The sequence below is a fragment of the Synechocystis sp. PCC 6714 genome, assembly GCF_000478825.2.
GTDB lineage: Bacteria > Cyanobacteriota > Cyanobacteriia > Cyanobacteriales > Microcystaceae > Synechocystis.
Genome location: NZ_CP007542.1, coordinates 765,648 through 786,183 on the forward strand (window position 1 = coordinate 765,648; position 20,536 = coordinate 786,183).

The window sequence follows — 20,536 nt, forward strand, 5'->3', positions numbered from 1 at the left end:
AAACTGACTTTGATGATCCATGGCCGATTCCGAGCTACAGCCCCGTCAGCATCCCATTTCTCCCCCCAGTCACCCCAAACAATTCCGGGCGATCGGGGTGGTATATGGGCGCTACTATGCCAGCGAGGAATCTACCCAAAGGGGAGTATTGGTGACAGAAACCGGCGACATTGTTGAGGCGGTACTATTAGGAAAAACTTTTAGCTTGTTTAAACGCCACGCCAATCTAGAAGATCCTCATTTTTGGGTGGTGTACCCCCGACTACGGGACAAGGATGATCATCTTCATTTTCAATTGGCAGGACTATGGGAGCCGGAAAATCTTGGCCCCGGTTTGACCTCCGCTTCCAGTCCCAGCCCTTTAGCTAGTCCCGAAAAAGAGCGTCCTTACTTTTCCATCCGGGGAGAAGTGGTGTTTGTTTCCCAGGCAAGGGAAAATATTGTTGTTAAAGTCCGTCAATCTCCTAAACCTCCTAGCAAACGTCCCCTATTTTTTAAGGTAAAAATTAGTGGAGTTTTAAAGGATGCGGAAGGAGAGATTTGCCGCCGCCCCCTCAGGCGCTTTTGGGACATTGAAGCTACATTACAGAACAACGAATTGGTGTTGGAAAATGCCACCGATCTTGGCCCTCTGCAACGACGCTCTAGCCCTGCCAAGCCCACAGCAAAAACCCTACCTAAGACTAAAACCAACGGGTCAAAGCCGGTTAAAAAATCCGCCATCAGCTCCCCAAAGTCGGCCCCGGTTAAACGTCGCTTATTTTAGTTTTGTCAAAGTAAATGGCGCATCCAAAAGTAACTGGCAATGGATTTAGCGTCGATCATTTCTCCTTCGGCGATCGCCATTTCGAATTGGTCAAATTCCATTAACACCACTTCAATGTCTTCGTCTTCATCCTGAGCGGGGGGATTGGGTAATTTTTCGAGATCCGTGGCGAGATAGGCGTAAATAATTTCATCGGAATAGCCCGGAGCCAGGGGAAACTGGCCAATGGTTTGCCATGTGTGGCCACGATAACCCGCTTCTTCTTCCAATTCCCGTTTAACGGTTTCTGCTGGATTTTCTCCCACTTCCACAGTGCCAGCCGGAAATTCCAACAACCGCCCCGCTAGGGCAAAACGATACTGGCGCACCAATACCAATTGTCCTTCCTGAGTAATGGGGACCACTAGGGCTCCCCCTGGGTGTTGAATTAATTCCCAGTCCCCCACCACCCCATTGGGCAATTGCCTGCGACTAACTTCAAAGTTGAATTTGCGCCCCCGATAAAAAAGTTTTTGCTGGAGTACCGGGGCAATTTCCAAGGAACGGGCAGATTTTTCTGGGGCAATCATTATCGGTTGGTTAGACAAACAATAGTTCTGAATCGACAATTGGCTATCAACTTAGTCTTGATCAGCTTTCCTCCGGTACCGGTTGGATGGGGGCTCCGTCCTGCACCCTCAATAGACCGGCGATGATAACCCGATCGCCCGGTTCTAACCCCGTCAACACTTGATAGTTACTACCCTGGATACTGCCCAGGCTAACGGCTTTTTGTTGGGCAATTAGCGATGGGTCCCCCGTTTGCTCATTTTCCTTTTCCTGAACAACATAGACAAAGGATTCCCCCCCAATGCGGGTGACGGCAACGGTGGGCACCACTAGTCCTGTGCTTTCATCCCAAATGATACGGGCTTGCACCAATTGACGATTGAGCAATGCTTGGTCTTGGTTGTTAAAGGTGGCCCGGGCCAAAACGCTCTGACCATCGTTGTCTACGTCGGGGGAAATGAAGCTGATTTGTCCCCTGGCGATCGCCTTTTCCTGGCCATCAAGAATTTCCACCGTCAAACCGGATTGTAATCGAGATGCTTGGGCCAGGGGCACGGCCAAATTTAGATCTAACTGTTGATTTTCGGTCAAATTGGTCAAATCATCGTTGGCCTGAACGTAATCCCCCAATTTCACGGGAATATACCCCACTACTCCGGCAAAGGGAGCGGTAATTTCCGACTTATCTAGGCGGGCCTGGAGGGTTTTGACGCTGGCCAGGGCCTGCCCTACCCGAGCCCGAGCTTGGGCAATGCTTTCCGGCCGCTCCCCGGCTTGTAAACGATTTAAATTTTGCCGTTGGGCATCCACTTCCGCCGTTAACCTTTCCACATCGGAGCTACGGGCCTGCTTGAGCTGTTGTAACCTCCGTTGGGCCGCTTCCACATCGGCGATCGCCTGCCGTTCTTCCTTTAACTGTTGATCATAGGCATCGAGGGAAATCACCCCTTGATCCCGCAGATTACGAAACCGGCGCACCCGTTCACTGGCCAACTCCGCCGCTGCTTTAGTAGAATCCAATTGGGCTTGGGCCTGGGCAATTTCCTCAGGACTTGCTCCCCCTTTAGCATTGGCCAAACGGGTTTGGGCCTGGCGTAATTGGGCTTCCGCCGCCGCAATATCTTCCCGACGACTGCCTGCTTCCAACTCCGCCAATTGGGCCCTTTCCGCCGCTAGATTAGCCTGGGCTTCTAGTAACTGGGTTTGTAGAATATCGTTGTCAATGCGGAATAAAACCTGTCCCTTCTGTACCCGTTGGCCTTCCCTGACCAAAATTTCTTGAACTCGCCCATCAATTTCCGAATCAATTTCTGTGCCTTTGGGGGCTTCCAAAGTTCCCATTAGGGTGGTGAAATCTCTCACATTAGTGGGTTCTAGCACTTCCCATTTCACCGGGGCTGGGGGCATTTGTCCCATCATTGCTCCGGCTGGCGGCCCGGCTGGACGGGATTGGAACCACCAATAACCTCCGCCCCCTAGCAACAGTAATCCCCCCACCGCAACCCATAGCCATTTTTTTGCCCTGGAAGCTTGGGGAATGGGCTGAAAGGAAAGACTCTGTTTGCCAGTATTTTGCTCCTTTTCTGGCTCAGCGAACGTTTCAGGAAGTAAGGGGGGCTTAGTCATGGGGAAGAGGGGACTAAATGGGCTAATCTTTAAAAAAAGTTTACATGGAGACCAAGCCCTAGGGTAGCCGATTTTTCCCTTGGTACGCTTCGTTCCTAGGGAGTATTTGGAGATTTTGGGGTTTATTTATACCCAAAAGCTGGGGAAAACGGTCTGACTGGGAACTATTGCCATTCTGTGGTTGCCCGGCCCAGAATCTTTGCACTGACAATCTCTATCCCTACATCCAAAAGGCGATCGCCTAGTTTTTCAGATTATCCACCCTAAGTTTTAACCAGTTTTTCGTGCAATGACCGCAGATAGAACCCAAGCAAAAGGACAATTGATTGTGCTGACCGGCCCCAGTGGGGTTGGCAAAGGTACCTTAGTGCAAATGCTGTTGGAACACCAGCCCCGTTGGTTTTTATCCATTTCCGCCACCACCCGATCGCCGAGGGCGGGGGAAGAAGACGGTAAATCCTACTATTTCTTGGGTAAGGAAGAGTTTCAAACTTGGATTGCCGAAGAAAAATTACTGGAATGGGCTGAGTATGCGGGCAACTATTACGGCACTCCCCGACAACCAGTGGAAGAACAGATCGCCCAGGGCAAAACCGTGTTGCTGGAAATTGAAGTGCTGGGGGCCCGGCAAATTAAGCAGACTTTTCCCTCCGCCCGGCGGATTTTTATTTTGCCCCCCTCTGTGGAGGTGTTGGAGGCAAGGTTAAGGGGCCGTGGTTCCGACAGTGAAACGGCGATCGCCAAACGTTTGGCCCAGGCCCACCAGGAATTGCAAGCAGCGGGGGAATTTGACTACCAACTGGTGAACGATGACCTAGACCAGGCATTGCATCGCTTAATGGAGCTAATTGATGGGGGAAACCAGCCCCAGGATTAAAATAAGGCCACTGCCGCCCCAACCCTGTAAAATTGGTCTGATTTTATTGTTCAGGAGGCAGAGGGATTGGCTACTCGCGTCATCATTGTTCGCCACGGGCAGAGCACCTATAACGCAGAAAAACGCATTCAGGGTCGCAGTGATCTATCGGTGCTCACTGACAAAGGCAAGGCCGATGCCCAAAAGGTGGGGCAAACCCTTAGCTCCCTGGCGATCAATAAAATCTATTGCAGTCCCCTGCGCCGGGCCAAGGAAACAGCCCAAATTATCCAGGCCAGTTTTGCCCAACCACCGGAGTTGATTCCCAGCGAAAATTTGTTGGAGGTCAATCTACCCCTGTGGGAAAAAATGACCAAAGACGATGTGGCCCGCCAATATCCCGAAGAATACCGCCTTTGGCACGAAGCTCCGGATCAATTGGCCATGACAGTGGATGGGGTGGAGCATTACCCTGTTGCTTCCCTTTACGCCCAGGCCCAAAGGTTTTGGCAAGATGCCTTGGCCGGAGCAGAAGGACAAACCCTACTGATTGTGGCCCACAATGGCATTAACCGTTGCTTGTTAATGAGTGCCATTGGCATGCCAGCTTCCCATTACCAAGGCCTGCAACAGTCCAACTGCAACATCAACGTGTTGAACTTTAGCGGCGGCTGGGGCGATCCGGTACAACTGGAATCCTTGAATCAAACGGCCCACATGGGACTACCTCTGCCCCCTCCGCGCAAACATGATAATCGCCTCCGTTTGCTCCTCATTCGCCATGGGGAAACCCAGTGGAACCGCGAAGGACGTTTCCAGGGCATTCGCGATATTCCCTTGAACGAAAACGGTAAAAACCAAGCTCAAAAGGCGGCGGAATTTCTTAAGGATGTCCCTATCAATCTAGGCATCAGTAGTCCCATGGCCCGGCCTAAGGAAACGGCGGAAATCATTCTGCAATATCACCCCGATGTGGAGTTGGATTTACAACCGGAATTAACGGAAATTTGCCATGGCTTGTGGGAAGGCAAGCTAGAAACGGAAATTGAAGCGGAATACCCCGGATTATTACAACAGTGGAAAGATGCCCCCGCTACGGTGCAAATGCCGGAAGGGGAAAATCTGCAACAGGTCTGGGACCGGGCAATCGCCTGTTGGCAGGATCGGGTCAAATTCTATAGCCAAGGAGATGGCTCCACGGTGGGGATTGTGGTAGCCCACGATGCCATCAACAAAGTTATTTTGGCTTATTTATTGGGGTTATCCCCAGCCCATTTTTGGCAGATTAAACAGGGTAATGGTGGGGTGAGTGTGATTGACTATCCCCAGGGTCTGGATAAACCCCCGGTGATTCAGGCTATTAACCTAATGGGCCATTTGGGCACAGTGTTGGATAAAACCGCTGCCGGGGCTCTCTAGGCCTGGTAAATTGGCAACTAGCGCTCCCATTAGTTCTAGTTCCGTAACTGCCTTTTTGCCATGACTCACTTTGGTTTACTCTGTCCAGCCACCACGGGACATCTCAACACCATGTTGCCCCTGGGTAGGGAACTGCAACAACGGGGTCATACCGTAACTCTGTTTGGGGTGCTGGATGCCCAGGCTAAAACCCTGGCCGCCAGTCTGAATTTTCAGGCGATCGCCGAGGTGGAATTTCCCTTGGGGGCCCAGGCAGAATTTATAGCCCAGTTGGGAAAACTCAGTGGGCTTAAGGCGTTGCAATACACTGTGGCCACGATTACAAAAAAAGCGGAATCCTTCTTGGCGGAAGCCCCGGGGGTGATGACCCGGGCCGGTGTAGAAGTTTTATTGGTCGATCAAGTTTCCCAAGAAGGGAGCACCATTGCCGATCGCCTGGGCATTCCCTTTATAAGTATATGTAGTGCTGTAGTTCTTAATCGTGAGCCCACCATACCGCCCTATTCCACCCCTTGGCAATATGATCCCCGTTGGTCGGGGCAACTGCGGAATCGCCTTGGCTATGCAGTCTTAAATTGGGTCACCAAACCGATTACAGAATTGATCAATGATTATCGTCGTCGCTGGAATTTACCCCCCCAATTTAGCCCCAATGACCGCTACTCCCAATTGGCGCAAATTAGTCAGCAACCGGCGGCCCTGGAATTTCCACGACAATGTTTACCGTCATGCTTTCACTTCACTGGCCCTTTTCACAGTACAGTCGGCCGGGATGTTTCTGATTTTCCTTGGGAGAAATTGACCAATCAACCTCTCATCTACGCCTCCCTTGGTACCATTCAAAATCAGTTAGTGGGCACGTTTGAAACCATTGCCAAAGCCTGTCTAGGTTTAGATGTTCAATTAGTCATTTCCTTGGGGGGAGCCAAGCTGGAATCTTTTCCTGTACTACCGGGCAATCCCCTCGTTGTCCATTACGCTCCCCAACTGGAACTGCTACAAAGAACCGCCCTCACCATTACCCATGCCGGTCTCAATACCACATTAGAATGTCTCAATAATGCAGTGCCAATGGTGGCCATTCCCATTGCCAATGATCAGCCAGGGGTGGCGGCCAGAATTACTTGGGCCGGAGTGGGGGAATTTATCCCATTAAGTAAACTCAATGAGACAAATCTACGGTCGATCCTCAACAAGGTTCTAACGGAGGATTCCTATAAAAAGAATGCTCTCCGGCTTCAGCAAGCAATTAGGACTTCTGGGGGAGTTGCTAAGGCAGCGGATATTATTGAACGGGGGACAATGGGGGCAGGAAGTCGATCTTAGGTTAGTAAACTTTGAGCTTTGCCAAGATGGAAAATCACGATAACCTTAAGGAACTATTCTGGCGATCGCCCTGAGATTTTATGGTTTTCCCTTCCCCTAATGGTGGTGGCTCCGACCACGGTAAATCTAATTTTGACGAATACGATGACATCACAGGAGCTCGTCGGGAAGAGGCTCTGAAAAAAGCCCGCAACTGGTTTGTCATTTTGGTGGTGGGAGGACTGGTGCTGGGGATAGTGGTGGCTTTTGGCGTGGTGCAGGTTCTTAATAGCTTGGGATTAACGCAAAAACCCGATGCCCCCCTCCGTATTGAGATGGAGCGGGAAAGTCCACCGCAGCAATAGAATATTGCCAATCTCCGTTGCCGAATTTGCTGGGCGATCGCCCTTGGTTGAGGTCCATTAGCCCAGCAGAGGCCTCCACCAGGCTTCATTGTCCAAATACCATTGCACTGTCTGCTTTAACCCCTGTTCCACGGTCACTTTGGGCTCCCAGCCTAATTCCTGTTTAATTTTGCTGGCATCAATGGCATAACGGCGATCATGCCCTGGGCGATCGGTTACATAGGTGATTAATTTTTCGGCCGGCTGCACAGGCAAATGGGGCACTAATTCATTCATTAATTGACATAAAAGTTTAACTAATTCAATATTTTTGACTTCATTATTGCCGCCAATGTTGTAGGTTTCCCCTGGTAAAGCTTGGTTCAAAACCAAGTCCAGAGCTTGACAGTGATCTGTGACATAGAGCCAATCCCGTACGTTCTCGCCGTCGCCGTACACTGGTAAGTTTTTCCCCTGTAAAATATGCAGACACATCAGAGGAATTAACTTTTCAGGGAATTGATAGGGGCCGTAATTGTTGGAACAATTGGTAATTAAAGTAGGCAGACCATAGGTGTGAAAATAGGCCCGCACCAAATGATCACTGCCAGCTTTGGAAGCGGAATAGGGACTATTGGGGGCGTAGGAAGTTGTTTCTCGAAAACCCGGTTCATCGGGGGCTAAACTACCGTAAACTTCATCGGTGGAAACATGGAGAAAACGAAACTGGGCTGGTCTTCCCTGCCTCTGCCAATGTTCTCGAAAAGCTTCTAATAGGGTGAAAGTGCCCACCACATTGGTTTGCACAAAGGTCCCAGGGCCAAGGATGGAACGATCAACATGGGATTCCGCCGCAAAATGGGCGATGGTTTCAATCTTTTCTTCCTTCAACAATTTATCCAACAAATGGCGATCGCCAATATCCCCCTGAACAAAACGGAAATTAGCTAATTTTTCCAAAGGGGCCAGGGTTGCTCGGTTACCAGCATAGGTAAGGGCGTCTAAAACAACAATGGGGCGATGGTCATAGGCTTGAACGCAATGGTAAACAAAATTAGCACCAATAAAACCGGCCCCACCGGTAATCAGAACGGGAGTGTTGGCCATAGGAAAGAACGATTAAAAACGCTTAAATCAAATGGGGACGCTGTCCAAAAGTCTTTGCAAAATTGCCTTGGGATCTTTGCCGCTCGCAGGAATTAAACGGTGGGCCAAAACATGGGGAGCAACAAATTTCACATCATCATCAATGGCATAATCCCGTTCTTCCAAAAAGGCAAAAGCTTGGGTCGCCCGTTGCAGAGCTGTAGTACCCCGCGGACTAACCCCCAAAGTAACATCCTCATCAGTCCGGGATGCCCGCACCAATCGCAAAAGATACTGTTGCAAGTCTTCCGTCAATTTCACCTGCCGCACCGCTTTTTGTAATGCCTCCACTTCTTCCAGGGAAATGCAGGATTCCAAATCCCCCACGGCGATCGCCTCTGGATTTTGTTGCCGCTGGAGCATTTTTAGTTCTTCTGCTTCCGAGGGGTAACCCAAACTCAGGGAAAGGGCAAAACGATCCAACTGGGCTTCCGGTAGGGGAAAAGTGCCCTGGTACTCAATGGGATTTTGTGTGGCAATGACAAAGAAGGGATGGGGCACCAATCGGGTCTCACCATCAACTGTTACCTGCCTTTCCTCCATTACCTCCAACAAAGCGGCCTGGGTGCGGGGGGTAGCCCGGTTAATTTCATCGGCTAGCAGAATATTTGCAAACGCTGGGCCAGGCAAAAATTCAAACTCACGACTACTGGGGTTCCAAATGTTAGTGCCAGTAATATCGGTCGGCAATAAATCGGGGGTGCACTGTACCCGTTGAAACTTGCCATTAATGGACCGGGCCAGGGACTTGGCCAGGAGGGTTTTGCCCACACCGGGTACATCTTCCAACAGAGCATGGCCCCCGCTCAGTAGGGCCACTAGCACCAAACGAATGGCCTCATCCTTGCCCACAATGGTTTGACTAAGATTTTGGGTCAGGACGGAAATCTGTTCTCGCATAGGGGAAGTATCGCGCCGAGGGCTAAGGTGGTTTGGATAACAAATCAACAGCTTTCACTGTACCTTACCCGATGTGCCCAAGGTAACTGTGTATTTGCAGAGTCCACTGGTTTAGTATTGACGGGCAAAAGGTTGAAAAAATTCCTTGACAGTCAACTAAACAGCAACTTTATGGACAAAATTTACTTTTTTAATCTAGTAGTCATTAGTTCGTTGTAGGTTTAAAAACTGGGTAAATTCCGGTTTAAAAAGCAATTTAACTACGCCCGTAGGTCCATTTCTATGTTTAACAATTAACAGTTCTGCTACCCCTGGATCCGGCGTGTCAGGATTATAATATTCATCTCGATAAATCATCATAATCAAATCTGCATCTTGCTCAATGCTGTTATGAACGATGATGTCATTCGCAACAAAATTATGTAGACTTGGCACAGTTAAATCAAAAACTTCTTCGATTCCAGCTTCGGTGACAGAGGTAATGGTATCCCAATAAATATCACTCTGAGACAATTTGTTTACCTCAGCTAATTCTATTTTATTACTTGTATATTGAATTGCATGGCGAGGCAAAGTACAGCCATCACCAATCAAGTGCCCCAGTAGTCCCAGTTCCTCATCACTCATTAACTGTAAAGCATGACTTTCTAGTTTACGGGGCAGGGCAATATACTCCTGTAAAGATAACTCATCTAATCTCTTCCAACCATCAATAGTTAAAAATTTATGATTTGCCGTTGCTTTAATAGTTCTACCTAGCCGAGTTTTCAAAATGTAAACCAGCTTTTTTCCAGTGCAAAATACACGACTAACTTTAGCTGATTCTAGTTTCATTGTCTGTTCATTAATTGCCCATACTTCAAAATCTTTTTGATCTACTAGATCTCTAATAGAGGCTCTTTTACTTGTAACTAAGTTAACTAAACTATCTCCACTAATACAACCACTTTCTCTCAAATCTGACATCATTGGTCGCTTATTAGTTCTCGATTCCACCGCTCGACTCAGCTGAGATAACGCAATTACCGGCGCATTAATTTCCCTAGCTAAACCTTTGAGGGAACGGGTAATTTTTGATAACTCCTGCACCCGATTATCACTGCCGCCCTCCATTAGTTGTAAATAATCAATTAAAACCATGCCCAAGGGACCTTTTTGCTCACTTTGCAGACGTCGAACTTGGGAACGCATTTGGGTCACGGAAATACTTGCCGTATCATCAATGTAGATAGGCAAACTAGAAAGGGTGCCCATGGCTGCCGTTAAAGGCTCAAATTCTGCTTGGCTAAAATGCCCCGTCCGCAGACGATTACTATCAATTAAAGATTCACTGGCCAAAAGTCTTAATGCTAACTGTTCCTTAGACATTTCTAGGCTAAAAATAGCCACTGGCAAATTTTGATTTTTGGCAATATTTGCGGCAATTCCTAAGCCAAAAGCTGTATTATGCACACAGATATCATTGGCAATGAAGTTATGGGTTTCTGGCACTGTCAAATCATAGACTTGTTTTAAGCCAACGGATTCAATGGAAACAATTTCATCCCAATAAATATCACTAGTCGCCAATTGCTGAAAGGGAACATTTGCCAAGGAGTTTGATAGCTTTAGTAAGCGAGCTCTTGTCAAAGCTCTTTTGCCTACATGAAGATTACTGCAATTAATAATGCCGGAACGCTTAGCTAAAGAAGACCAAGATTCATTTTCTTTAGATAATTTTAATTGTTCCCAAAGCTCGATAGGAATAAGATCACAGTTAGTCTGATAGTTTCTATTGATTAGTAAAGATTGAATAGCGATAAGTTGCTCTTCCTTACCAAAAATGCCAATTTGCTCAATAAAATTTTTAATTGAATAAGCATCAGTAATATCCAATTGCCAAGCATTTCTTAATTGATCATTATATTTAACTGCTTTTCTTTTGAGTTTTGCAATAATACTAAATCTCAAAAGAAGATGCTGAACTTGTCGAGCTAATTTTTCACTGACACTGCAATAACCTAGCTGAATTTGCTGACTTTTAAGAATGCTAGCCCAACCGTCCGTGGCAAACAAGCGATTTAGAAAGAGAGCCAGTAAAGATTTCTCCAATTGAAAAACTAGATCAGGAATAGTTTTGGTATGGGCGGTTTTACCATCTACCCCCAGTTCTTCTAGCCAAATTTTTATACTACTAGCTCCATTTTTTATCAGTTCCGTTTCCTGGGCTTCTGGAGGCAACAATAGACTGGGCTCAACTCCTAAAGCCTGGCAAAGTAATTTGAACTTATTTTTCTCTGGAAAACAATAACCTTTTTTCCAATTATCAATGCTGGCAATGCTGACTTTTACTTTACTAGCTAATTCTTTGGTTTTTAAAGATCTAGTTTTAATTATGTTATTAAGATTCTCACTAAAAATTTCTCTTTTCCGAGCGATTACTTTTACATTCTTAGAAATTCTTAAGGTCGGAGTGCGGGTGTTGTTAGAAGTTTCAACAGTAAGTTTAATACCTGGAAAATCCCTAGTTGCCTCCTCAAAATCTGCCCTAATTCTAGGGTTAATATTAGTAAATCGAGGACAGGATCCGGTAACATCTCCATCACCAATCAAATATGCCAATAATTTGACCTTACCAGAATTTAAAATTTTGTTGCCAAAACAAGGTATGTGACGGGGCACAGCAATTTTATCCCCTACTTTTAAATTGGCAAGGGTCTGCCAACCCATTATTGTGAGATAGGGATGGGTCAATGTAGTTTCCAGAGAACGCCCCAATCTTGTGGTGACACGAAAAACTGGTTTAATGCCATCGTCAATGAAGTCTGAAGGCTTGGTCCAATCGAGTTTCCAATCTTGGTTAAGGGTTAATAACTCTGCTTTCTTTTGCTTATAAATTTCGGCGATTGTACAAATACGTCCATTTGCTAAAACAATTTCTGCATTGGCCGCACAGCACTTACCCATTGATGGCCGACCAGCCAAGATAATTAAATCTGCCCGCTGTAATCCCCCTGTCATCGCATCGAGGTCATAGAACTGAGTTTCTACCCCTGGACTGGAAAGTTTTTCGTGTAATTTATCTAGTTCAATGAAAGTGTTAACTAAGGTTTCCGATAGGGGGACTAGTCCTGCCTGGGGACGGGATTGGGTCAAGCGAAAGATTTTCTGTTCCGATTCGTCAAAAATTACTTCTAATTCTTTGCTGGTTTCATAACCTAAATCAACGATGTCATACCCCGCTGCAATCAATTGGCGGCGCAAATATTTATCCATTACTAGGACAGCAAAACGGTCAATGTTCGCCGCTGAAATGGTGCGATCTAACAATTGGGTTAATTTGATCATGCCCCCGATCGCCTCGAAATGATGGTGATCTTGGAGCCAACTGCTGACGGACATCAAATCTGTGGGCTGACTTTGGCCATGGAGACTGAGCATGGCCTCATAGATCAAACGATGGGCTTTGACGTAAAAAGCGTCCACCACTAAGAGGTCAATGATGCGACCTATGGCCTCTGGATCGAGGAGAATACCCCCCAGGATGCACTCTTCAGCTTCAATGTTTTGGGGCGGTAGGGCGGGGTTAGCAACCATTAAGTTGGAATGATTCGAGACAGTCTAATTCTCAGCTAATGGAGAAAATATTTTAAGCGGTGTAGGAAGAAACCATGGCGGGCTGTCGCTCTGGAGTCCCGTATCGGTTGGCATAGAAGGCTAGAATTTCCTCGATTATCTGGCGATCGCCGGGGGCAAAATCATCATTAAAGCTTAATTCGATCCCTCCGACCTGACTGTTGTAATAGTCAAACTCAGTAAAAGTGGGGGCGAAGAGGGTGGCTGTTACTCCGGCAATCTGTTGCACGTGGGCTGCTATTTCTCGGTAAACGGCGAGGGGCAGTTGAGGAAAACAAATAATTTCGCTATGCAAGGCAGTGGTGACCAACAAAAACTTCTCATATGCCCATGATATAGCGAATACCCCGCCCATGATGCTTTGGGGCTATAAAGCCTTTAATCGTAGGATGCACTGCGGTTTTGCTCAAACTTTTTTTCGAGCGGTGAAGAACTGAGTAATTCTCGCTCAGCCTCTAATTCCAGGATTTTGGTCTCAATTCTTGCAAACAAACTGCTGGCACTGGCGTTGTTAAAATTGCCGGTAATCTCTTCGATTTTTTGGGCGGCGATCGCCGATTTCAGGCGGGCTAAGTAAAGACTCTTTTGACTTTTGAGTTCCAGATATTTGCGCTCCAACTTTTGTAGGTCCCCCCGCACCCGTTCAATGATGGCCCGTTGTTCTGTGAGGGATTCTCCCAGAGCTTCCGTATGACTTTGGTAGGAACGCTTCTGGGTTAACGCTTCCCTTGCCAATTGTTCATTACCTCCATCCAAAGCTGCCTGGGCCTTTTCGTACCACCGTTGGGTAATCAGTTTCTGGGCTTCCCTCTGACGTTCCGTGCTTTTAAACGTGGCAATGGCTTGGGCCAAGGCTCGTCGTAACTCAATTAACTCCAGCTCCATTTCCCCCAATAAACGTTCAAGCAGTTCCTCTGGGGCTTCCTGTTGCCGTTGCCAATGGCTCAACTGGGACTTCAACGCCCGTCCAACCCGATTTAAAAGTTCCATAGCAAAGGGGTCAAACCCTAGTAGGGTGCTTGGTTAAGGCTTTCTAGTTCTTGCACTAGCTGTTGAGTGGCCGGGCTTGTGCCAGCATCAGCGGTACTTCCCCCCTGATTATAAATTCTGGTTAACTGTTGGCGGGTTTTCTGATTAAAAGATTGACCTTCACCACCACCAGTGGCGGGTCCTGGGGCAGTTGCGTTGGGCAACTGTTGGTAGATTTGCGATTGCACATCGCCACCGGCCGGAGTTGCAGAACCGGAAACATTAGCATTTTGGGTGGCGTAATTAGCCTGGGCCACCGGGGGTGGGGGGGCAATGGCACTGCCCATACCGGCACTAATGGGCGGAGGAGGGGGAGGAGGAAGAGGAGGAGTCGGGGCTTGACGAATGGGTTGAATAGCAATGGTGGGCAATGGTGAGCCTGACTGACTAGGCCGGGGGGAGATAATAGGGCCGGAGCCGGCTGCTACATAACGGGGATCATTCAAATAGGGGCTATAACCGGCCATGGGCACTGGCTGGGCTGGGGGGATCATTGCCGGAGGTGAAGAAACAGAAGGATTTTGATGGGCGATCGCCTGGGGGGAACGGGGAATAGATTGTTCCGGCTCCCGCACCACCACTACCTCACTGAGCTTTTGTAAGTTAAGGCGAGGGGAAACTTCCGCCACTGGAGGCAAGCTGGGGGGAATGGGGGGTAAACCGTCAAAGTTAGCCACTGTCATCGCTGGCCCCGGCACCCTCGCGGTCAAACCGTAGATGGTCAATAGGCCATTGGCCGCCACCAACATCAGCAGTCCCACCAAACTCCAGGGGGTGAACAGGCGGGCGAAAAGTTCCTCTGTGGAAGTGGGGGATTCTTTACTCTGGGGAACTGGGCGATCAATGAAGCTGAAGGCAAAACTCTCCGTTGCCTCTAGGGGAGAATCCAAAGCCGCCAAGCTTGACTCCCCCGGTTCATAGGTTACCCCAGGGTTAGTTTCCTCCTCGGCCATCAATTCTGCCTGAATGCAGTCGGACTCGTTGGAAATAGAGGAAGATTTATCAACGGCGGAGTAGTCGGTCATGGCAGGGGCACCAATCAACGGCGGTTTATTCGGGGCCAAGTAAGCTTAGGCAAACCGATGGATGTAAAGCAGCATTTCTGGAGGTGGGAGTCTGAGCGACATTCTAGCCCAGGCATGGTCCTAATTGACATCCCCACCAAAGACCCAGTTTGCATCAAGGGGGTTCCTACAACGAAACCTCCTAACCCCAATAACTCTCAAAACTCTCCGCATCATGCATAGGCAGATTGCTATCTCAAAAGTGGTGAGTTTCCATCATTATGCGTCTGAAGTGTTACAGGACAGGAATGGTAAAATTGGAGTAGAACATGGCCCGGTAAAGGAATTTTTCCAGTCCCTCACCAGCCATAACCATTCTCACAAATCCTGTGAATCGAGCTGAACAAGTGTCTGAGTTTCCCCTTCTACTGATGGGCCCATGATCTTTGTTTTTTAATCAGTTTGTTCCTTTGATTTAACTGGAGAGCAGTCCTTTTTGCCTTGGGGCAGCCGATTTTTGCTGCTCAAAAATTCTTCATTAGATTTGGGCTTTGAGTCTATGTCTGTTTCTTTACCTGGTTGTGGGCCAGAGGAATTTTTGCAGAAAGTGGCAGACGCAATGCCAGGGGTATCATACTGCCTTGTTCAACACAGTGATGATTCTGTTGCCTTTACCTATGTAAGCTCCAAAATTGAACTTGTTTACGAAGTCAGTGCCGCCGCCGCGCTGGCCGATGCGGAAACACTTATAAAGCAAATTCATCCCGACGACCAAATTCGCCAAAGCCAAGCCCTAGCCCATAGTCGGGCTACCCTTGAACCGTTATCTTCAGAATGGCGCATCATCACCCCGTCAGGAAAACTCAAGTGGTTACGCACCAACTCCCAACCCGAAAGATTGGTCAATAATGACACTGTCTGGTTCGGCGTAGTGTTGGATATTACGGCGGAAAAGCAAACCCAACAGGAATTAATTCGATTAAAGAACTTCCTTCAACAAAGTGAGCAAAAATTTCGCCTGGTTTTTGAAAATGCCAACATTGGTGTTTGTTTAGTAGATCTCCAGGGCAACTTGATTAGGGTGAACCGGAAGATGGCCGATATATTCGGCTATACCCCAGAGGAAATGCAATCTATGGGGGTCAATGATTTAGCCATGCCGGAAGATAAGCAAATTAGCACTCAAGCAATGAAAGAAGCGATCAATAATCATACAGACTTTGCTACCTTTGAAAAAAGATATATTCACCGTGAAGGTTATGTTATTTATGGTGAAGTTTCCACATCTTTGGTACGGACTATTAACGGAGAGCCACTATATTTTATTTCCCATGTTAAGGATATTACTAGGCGAGTCAAATATGAACAAGAAATCACCAAATCCAGAGATGATGTTAGCAAAATCAATCAGCAGTTAGAACAGAGGGTCAAACTTCGAGCTGCAGAAATATGTGAACAACAGCAGTTACTACAACTTTATTTTGATCAATCTATCATTGGCATGGCCATAGTTTCCGTCGATAAATTTTGGCGCAACGTCAACCGCAAATTCTGCGAAATGGTAGGTTATTCCCCCGGGGAACTGCGAATAAAAACCTGGGCAGAAATTACCCATCCCGATGATATTCAGCAAGATTTGGAAAATTATCAGCGCCTATTGAACGGAGAAATAGATGGCTACCAAATTGATAAACGTTACATTCACAAGAATGGTCATTTTGTCTATGTCAACCTTGGGGTACAAGCTAACCGCCATCCCGATGGCAGTTTAAATTTTTGTGTGGTTATGATCCAAGATATCGGTGACCGAAAAGCCATGGAAAATAGTATTTCTTTGGCTTTACAACGGGAAAAGGAATTAAATGAACTGCGTTCCCAATTTATTACCGCCATCTCCCACCAATTTCGGACTCCTTTAACGACTATTTCCTGTGCCGCCTCAATTATGGAAAAGTTTCAGGAAAAAATCACAAGGGAAAAACAAGCACAGTATCTAGAATCAATTCTCAGAGGAGTTAAGCATATTGATGAGTTGATTAATGATATTACCACCATTAATCTCAACAATGAAGAAATTGAGCCCATGGTGGTTGATGGTGATCTGCTGGCTTTTTGTGAGAGTTTAGTTCGTAAAAATGAATATCTCCATGCACCTTATCAAATCTATTTTTCTGCCCATTTAATTTCTAAATGTGAACAACCATCAATTAAATTTGATCCAGTTTTGTTGGCACCAATTTTAAATCATTTACTTACCAATGGCATTAAGTATTCCCTGACTGATTTTACAATTAATTTTCGTCTCCGGGAATCTGCTGACACGATCATTTTTGAAATTGAAGACCATGGCATTGGCATTCCCCCGGGGGAGCTAGATAAAATTTTTGAGCCGTTTGAGCGGGGTTCCAATGTGGGACATATTGCGGGTATTGGCATTGGTTTGACGATCGCCAGAAAATTGGTAACCTTCTATGGGGGCAAAATCGAGATTAAAAGTGAGCTGGGGCTGGGCACAACGGTGCGTTTATCCATTCCTAAATAGCCATCCACTGGTCCAGATCTCGTCCTCTTTTCCGGCCTGCTAGTTGGGAAAAGTTTATTCATCCTTTTGGAAATAATGCTGATTATTGCCATGCTTTGCCTGGGGTTATTGCTGTCCCAGGGGGTAGCTAGTTTGATTTTGCTTAGTCGTTTGGTTAAGGGAGCCCAACGGCGATCGCCATTGAAACCAATATTTTTGCCGAAAGATGGTGCCCGAAATGTGTCGGTGGTGGTGCCTACGTTGAATGAAGCGGCCCGGTTAACGCCCTGTCTGGTGGGTTTGGCACAACAGGGGCCACCGTTGCGAGAGGTTTTGGTGGTGGATAGTCGTTCTACCGATGGCACCCAGAGCTTAGTTCAAACCCTGGCGAAAGATAATCCCCGTTTGCGACTGTTGACCGATGATCCCTTGCCGGATAATTGGGTGGGTCGACCCTGGGCCCTCAACTACGGTTTCAACCAAAGCGATGGCGCTAGTGAGTGGATTTTGGGCATTGATGCGGACACCCAACCCCAACCGGGGCTAGTGGCCAGTGTGGTACAAGCGGCGGAGGAAGAAGGCTACGACATACTTTCCCTTTCACCCCAATTTATTTTGCAATCGGCCGGGGAATGGTGGCTCCAACCGGCACTGCTGATGACTTTGCTTTACCGCTTTGAATCCGCAGGAGTGAGGCAACAGGCTCCGGAAACAGTTATGGCCAACGGCCAATGTTTTCTCTGTCGGCGATCGGTGTTGGAGGCTTTGCAGGGCTATAAGCTGGCGGCTCGCTCCTTTTGTGATGATGTGACTTTGGCCAGGGCGGCGGCCCAACGGGGCTATCGGGTGGGTTTTCTCGATGGAGCTAACCTGATCCGGGTAAGAATGTATGAAGGTATTGGCGAGACTTGGCGGGAATGGGGGCGGTCTTTGGATTTAAAGGATGCGACGGTGCCGACCCGGCTATGGGCAGAGGTTATTTTTTTGGTACTGGTGCAGGGCTTGCCCATTTTGCTTTTTTCCCTATTGTTGATGCTCTGGGGGGAAGATTTTGATTTTTTGACCCTCCGCTTGGCGATCGCCCTCAATGGATTGCTACTTTTAATCCGTTGGGCCATGTTGATTGCCATTTATCCTTCCTATTACCGACCTTCGGGGCAGGGAGCTTGGAGTTATTGGCTTTCTCCGTTGGCTGATCCTTTGGCGGTGACCAGGATTATTCTTTCCGCTTCCCAAACCCCAAAACAGTGGCGGGGTAGAGTTTACTAAGGTTTACCTCAGGCAAAGTTGACATCATCTCTTCCATAAAAGGAAAGGGATTCCTAAACCTCACGATTTAGGTTGCTGCTTCGTAGTAACGGCCTCTACTCCCTAGGAGTTTTATGGCCTTACGTTTACGACCCAGACTATCCCCCCAAGCCCTGGGGTTCTTCGGTGTCGATTTTCGACGGAAAGATGTTATGGGTTGACTCAAGGGATGGACTGCCCATTGCCCTATCCTCTTTTCTCTGTTTATCGATGTCTATCGATTTGTCTGCGCCGCCAGTTTTAGTGGACTTCGCTCGTTAGGCTTTCTTAATCCATTGTCTCGGGGGGGTCAGTGACCACTTCCACTCTATCTTGTCAAGTCGTTCTAAAGCACGGGCTTTTAGACCCATTGTTTTGATAATATCTGTTTACGATGTGCCCAGGCCATGGGAGCGATCCGTCTGCCCTGAATATGGAAACTAAAAAGGACCTAATAGTCTCTTTATAATCTAAGTGAATCCTTACTTTACTTTGGGCTTTTCTCCTTTGGTGAATGATATGCTCCCTTTGAATGCGATGAATCCCCGTCAATCCTTTAGCTCTAAGTTTAGTGGTGCGCTATTGGTAAGCACCATGGCCTGTTTGGGTCTGTGGACACAGGAAGCATTAGCTCAAATTGGTAGTCCATCCCCCGGTCAATTACAACAAGTTAGCCCTCAAAACGCTCCTTCGGTTCTCCCCCCGGAGAGTGAATATACCCTCGGTCCTGGCGATCGCCTCCGGGTTGATGTGCTGCAGGTGGAAGGGTTATCTGGGGAATATCAGGTCTTGGTTGATGGCACCATCGGTTTTCCCCTCATTGGCACTGTTAGAGTTGTCGACCTAACCATCCCGGAGCTAAACCAACTTTTGGTTAATCAGTACGCAAAATATATCCGCCGTCCCTTGGTCACCGCCATTCTGACTGTTCCCCGGCCCCTAAGTATTACCCTTGCCGGTGAGGTAAATTCCCCGGGCGCCTATGCCCTGGCGATCGAAGGTGGTCAGAAGTTTCCCACCCTGACCCAAGTTATCCAGCAGGCCGGTGGTCTCACCCCGGTATCTGATATTAGTCGAGTGCAACTGCGGCGGCAAAAAGGTAACTACGAAGAAAACTACAGCATCAACCTGTGGGAACTACTGCGGGAAGGAAACTCCCGTCAAAACGTAACCTTACGGGACGGGGACATCGTCATTATCCCTAGTAAAACAGCTACAGATCCGAGGGAAGTTCGACAATTAGCCGACGCAAATTTTGGCATCCGCTTTGAGCAAGAAATCAACGTAGCGGTGATTGGAGAAATTTTTCGCCCTGGTTCTTACAAACTTTCCCCTGCCATTCGAGCTTCTAGCATTGGTGAAGTTGGTGGCGGCGGTGGCGGTGGTGGCTCAAGTCTGAACGTAGAAAATACCCAACCTGTGCGTTTAACCCAAGCTATTCAGGAAGCAGGGGGCATTAAATCCCAGGCGGATATTCGCAATGTCGAAGTGCGGCGGGAAAATCGGGATGGCAACTTCGAGTTAATTGTGGTGAATCTTTGGGAACTTTTGGACGAAGGGAATTTAGATAAGGACGTTATTCTCCAAAACGGCGATGTCATCACGGTTCCCCAAGCTAAACAACTTTCACCAGATGAATTTGAAGCCATTGCCACTGCCAACTTTTCCCCTCGCTCCATCACTGTTAACGTTGTCGGAGAAGTGCGACGGGGAGGTGCGATTCAGCTCCAGCCGAATTCAACCTTGAACCAAGCAATTTTAGCAGCTGGTTCTTTTGATCCTATTCGAGCAGATAAAGCTAGTGTTGATCTGATTCGTTTAAACCCCGATGGTACAGTCACGAGGCTTAATATTGCCCCAGATTTTGGTCTTAACATTAGTTCCGACAGAAACCCGACTCTGAGAAATAATGACGTAGTCTTGGTTAACACCAGCGGTTTAACCCAGGCTACCGACACCCTAAGGGAACTATTTAGCCCCATTGGAGCACTATTGGGAGGAGGAGGTCTTAGTTTAATCAACCTAATTAATTAATAACTAGCAGTCAAGATTGATTGATAATAGTGTCTATATTTTCTAGATAATTGGTGCTATCAGAATCTCCCTATTTGAACATAACTTTTAACTTTGATAACCAGTTTACTCAACTTCTAATAAAAATTGAATATT

General features: G+C 47.5%; 16 protein-coding genes. 8 read left to right on the top strand and 8 right to left on the bottom strand.

From position 1 onward, the window contains the following. The first annotated feature begins 19 nt into the window (after nucleotides 1–19). A complete protein-coding gene (locus D082_RS03480) occupies nucleotides 20–766 on the top strand; it encodes a hypothetical protein (RefSeq protein ID WP_028946418.1) in 747 nt (248 codons plus the stop codon). A gap of 5 nt (nucleotides 767–771) precedes the next feature. Here the strand turns inward: D082_RS03480 and D082_RS03485 are convergent, their stop codons facing one another. After that, complete coding sequence (locus D082_RS03485) at nucleotides 772–1,335, bottom strand: NUDIX hydrolase (RefSeq protein ID WP_028946419.1); 564 nt, start codon at nucleotides 1,333–1,335, stop codon at nucleotides 772–774. Between the two features lie 61 nt (nucleotides 1,336–1,396). Then, nucleotides 1,397–2,941, bottom strand: coding sequence for an efflux RND transporter periplasmic adaptor subunit (locus tag D082_RS03490; RefSeq protein ID WP_028946420.1), 1,545 nt, complete (start codon nucleotides 2,939–2,941; stop codon nucleotides 1,397–1,399). Nucleotides 2,942–3,230: 289 nt separating this feature from the next. On the opposite strand from D082_RS03490, the gene gmk reads away from it, so the two are divergent. The 4 genes from gmk to D082_RS03510 all read left to right on the top strand — a co-directional run bounded on the left by gmk (nucleotide 3,231) and on the right by D082_RS03510 (nucleotide 6,886). Further along, nucleotides 3,231–3,818: a guanylate kinase gene (gene gmk / locus D082_RS03495; RefSeq protein ID WP_028946421.1), complete on the top strand. Its 588-nt coding sequence runs from the start codon at nucleotides 3,231–3,233 to the stop codon at nucleotides 3,816–3,818. Between the two features lie 66 nt (nucleotides 3,819–3,884). After that, a complete protein-coding gene (locus D082_RS03500; protein WP_028946422.1) occupies nucleotides 3,885–5,216 on the top strand; it encodes a histidine phosphatase family protein in 1,332 nt (443 codons plus the stop codon). A gap of 60 nt (nucleotides 5,217–5,276) precedes the next feature. Next, on the top strand, nucleotides 5,277–6,542 hold the full coding sequence (locus D082_RS03505) for a glycosyltransferase (RefSeq protein ID WP_028946423.1): 1,266 nt from the start codon (nucleotides 5,277–5,279) through the stop codon (nucleotides 6,540–6,542). An 80-nt stretch (nucleotides 6,543–6,622) separates the two neighbouring features. Then, nucleotides 6,623–6,886 carry a hypothetical protein gene (locus D082_RS03510; RefSeq protein WP_028946424.1) on the top strand — a complete coding sequence of 88 codons (264 nt, stop codon included), beginning with the start codon at nucleotides 6,623–6,625 and terminating at the stop codon, nucleotides 6,884–6,886. A 57-nt stretch (nucleotides 6,887–6,943) separates the two neighbouring features. On the opposite strand, the gene rfbB is transcribed toward D082_RS03510, so the two are convergent. From rfbB to D082_RS03540, 6 genes are all read right to left on the bottom strand, one after another. Beyond that, nucleotides 6,944–7,972, bottom strand: coding sequence for a dTDP-glucose 4,6-dehydratase (gene rfbB / locus D082_RS03515; RefSeq protein ID WP_028946425.1), 1,029 nt, complete (start codon nucleotides 7,970–7,972; stop codon nucleotides 6,944–6,946). 27 nt (nucleotides 7,973–7,999) lie between these two features. Further along, entirely contained in the window at nucleotides 8,000–8,911 is a 912-nt protein-coding gene (locus D082_RS03520; protein ID WP_028946426.1) for a MoxR family ATPase, read from the bottom strand. 195 nt (nucleotides 8,912–9,106) lie between these two features. Then, entirely contained in the window at nucleotides 9,107–12,487 is a 3,381-nt protein-coding gene (gene dnaB, locus D082_RS03525) for a replicative DNA helicase (RefSeq protein ID WP_028946427.1), read from the bottom strand. A gap of 52 nt (nucleotides 12,488–12,539) precedes the next feature. After that, nucleotides 12,540–12,836: a hypothetical protein gene (locus D082_RS03530; protein ID WP_238546814.1), complete on the bottom strand. Its 297-nt coding sequence runs from the start codon at nucleotides 12,834–12,836 to the stop codon at nucleotides 12,540–12,542. Between the two features lie 68 nt (nucleotides 12,837–12,904). Then, nucleotides 12,905–13,516 carry a PspA/IM30 family protein gene (locus D082_RS03535; protein WP_038530134.1) on the bottom strand — a complete coding sequence of 204 codons (612 nt, stop codon included), beginning with the start codon at nucleotides 13,514–13,516 and terminating at the stop codon, nucleotides 12,905–12,907. A 17-nt stretch (nucleotides 13,517–13,533) separates the two neighbouring features. Further along, complete coding sequence (locus D082_RS03540) at nucleotides 13,534–14,580, bottom strand: hypothetical protein (RefSeq protein ID WP_028946429.1); 1,047 nt, start codon at nucleotides 14,578–14,580, stop codon at nucleotides 13,534–13,536. Nucleotides 14,581–15,118: 538 nt separating this feature from the next. Between D082_RS03540 and D082_RS03545 the strand changes: the two genes are divergently transcribed. The 3 genes from D082_RS03545 (at nucleotide 15,119) to D082_RS03555 (ending at nucleotide 20,401) form a co-directional block, all read left to right on the top strand. Beyond that, on the top strand, nucleotides 15,119–17,101 hold the full coding sequence (locus D082_RS03545; RefSeq protein ID WP_028946430.1) for a PAS domain S-box protein: 1,983 nt from the start codon (nucleotides 15,119–15,121) through the stop codon (nucleotides 17,099–17,101). 75 nt (nucleotides 17,102–17,176) lie between these two features. Next, entirely contained in the window at nucleotides 17,177–18,349 is a 1,173-nt protein-coding gene (cruG, locus tag D082_RS03550; protein WP_028946431.1) for a 2'-O-glycosyltransferase CruG, read from the top strand. Nucleotides 18,350–18,886: 537 nt separating this feature from the next. Then, complete coding sequence (locus tag D082_RS03555; protein ID WP_238546815.1) at nucleotides 18,887–20,401, top strand: SLBB domain-containing protein; 1,515 nt, start codon at nucleotides 18,887–18,889, stop codon at nucleotides 20,399–20,401. Nucleotides 20,402–20,536: the final 135 nt, after the last annotated feature.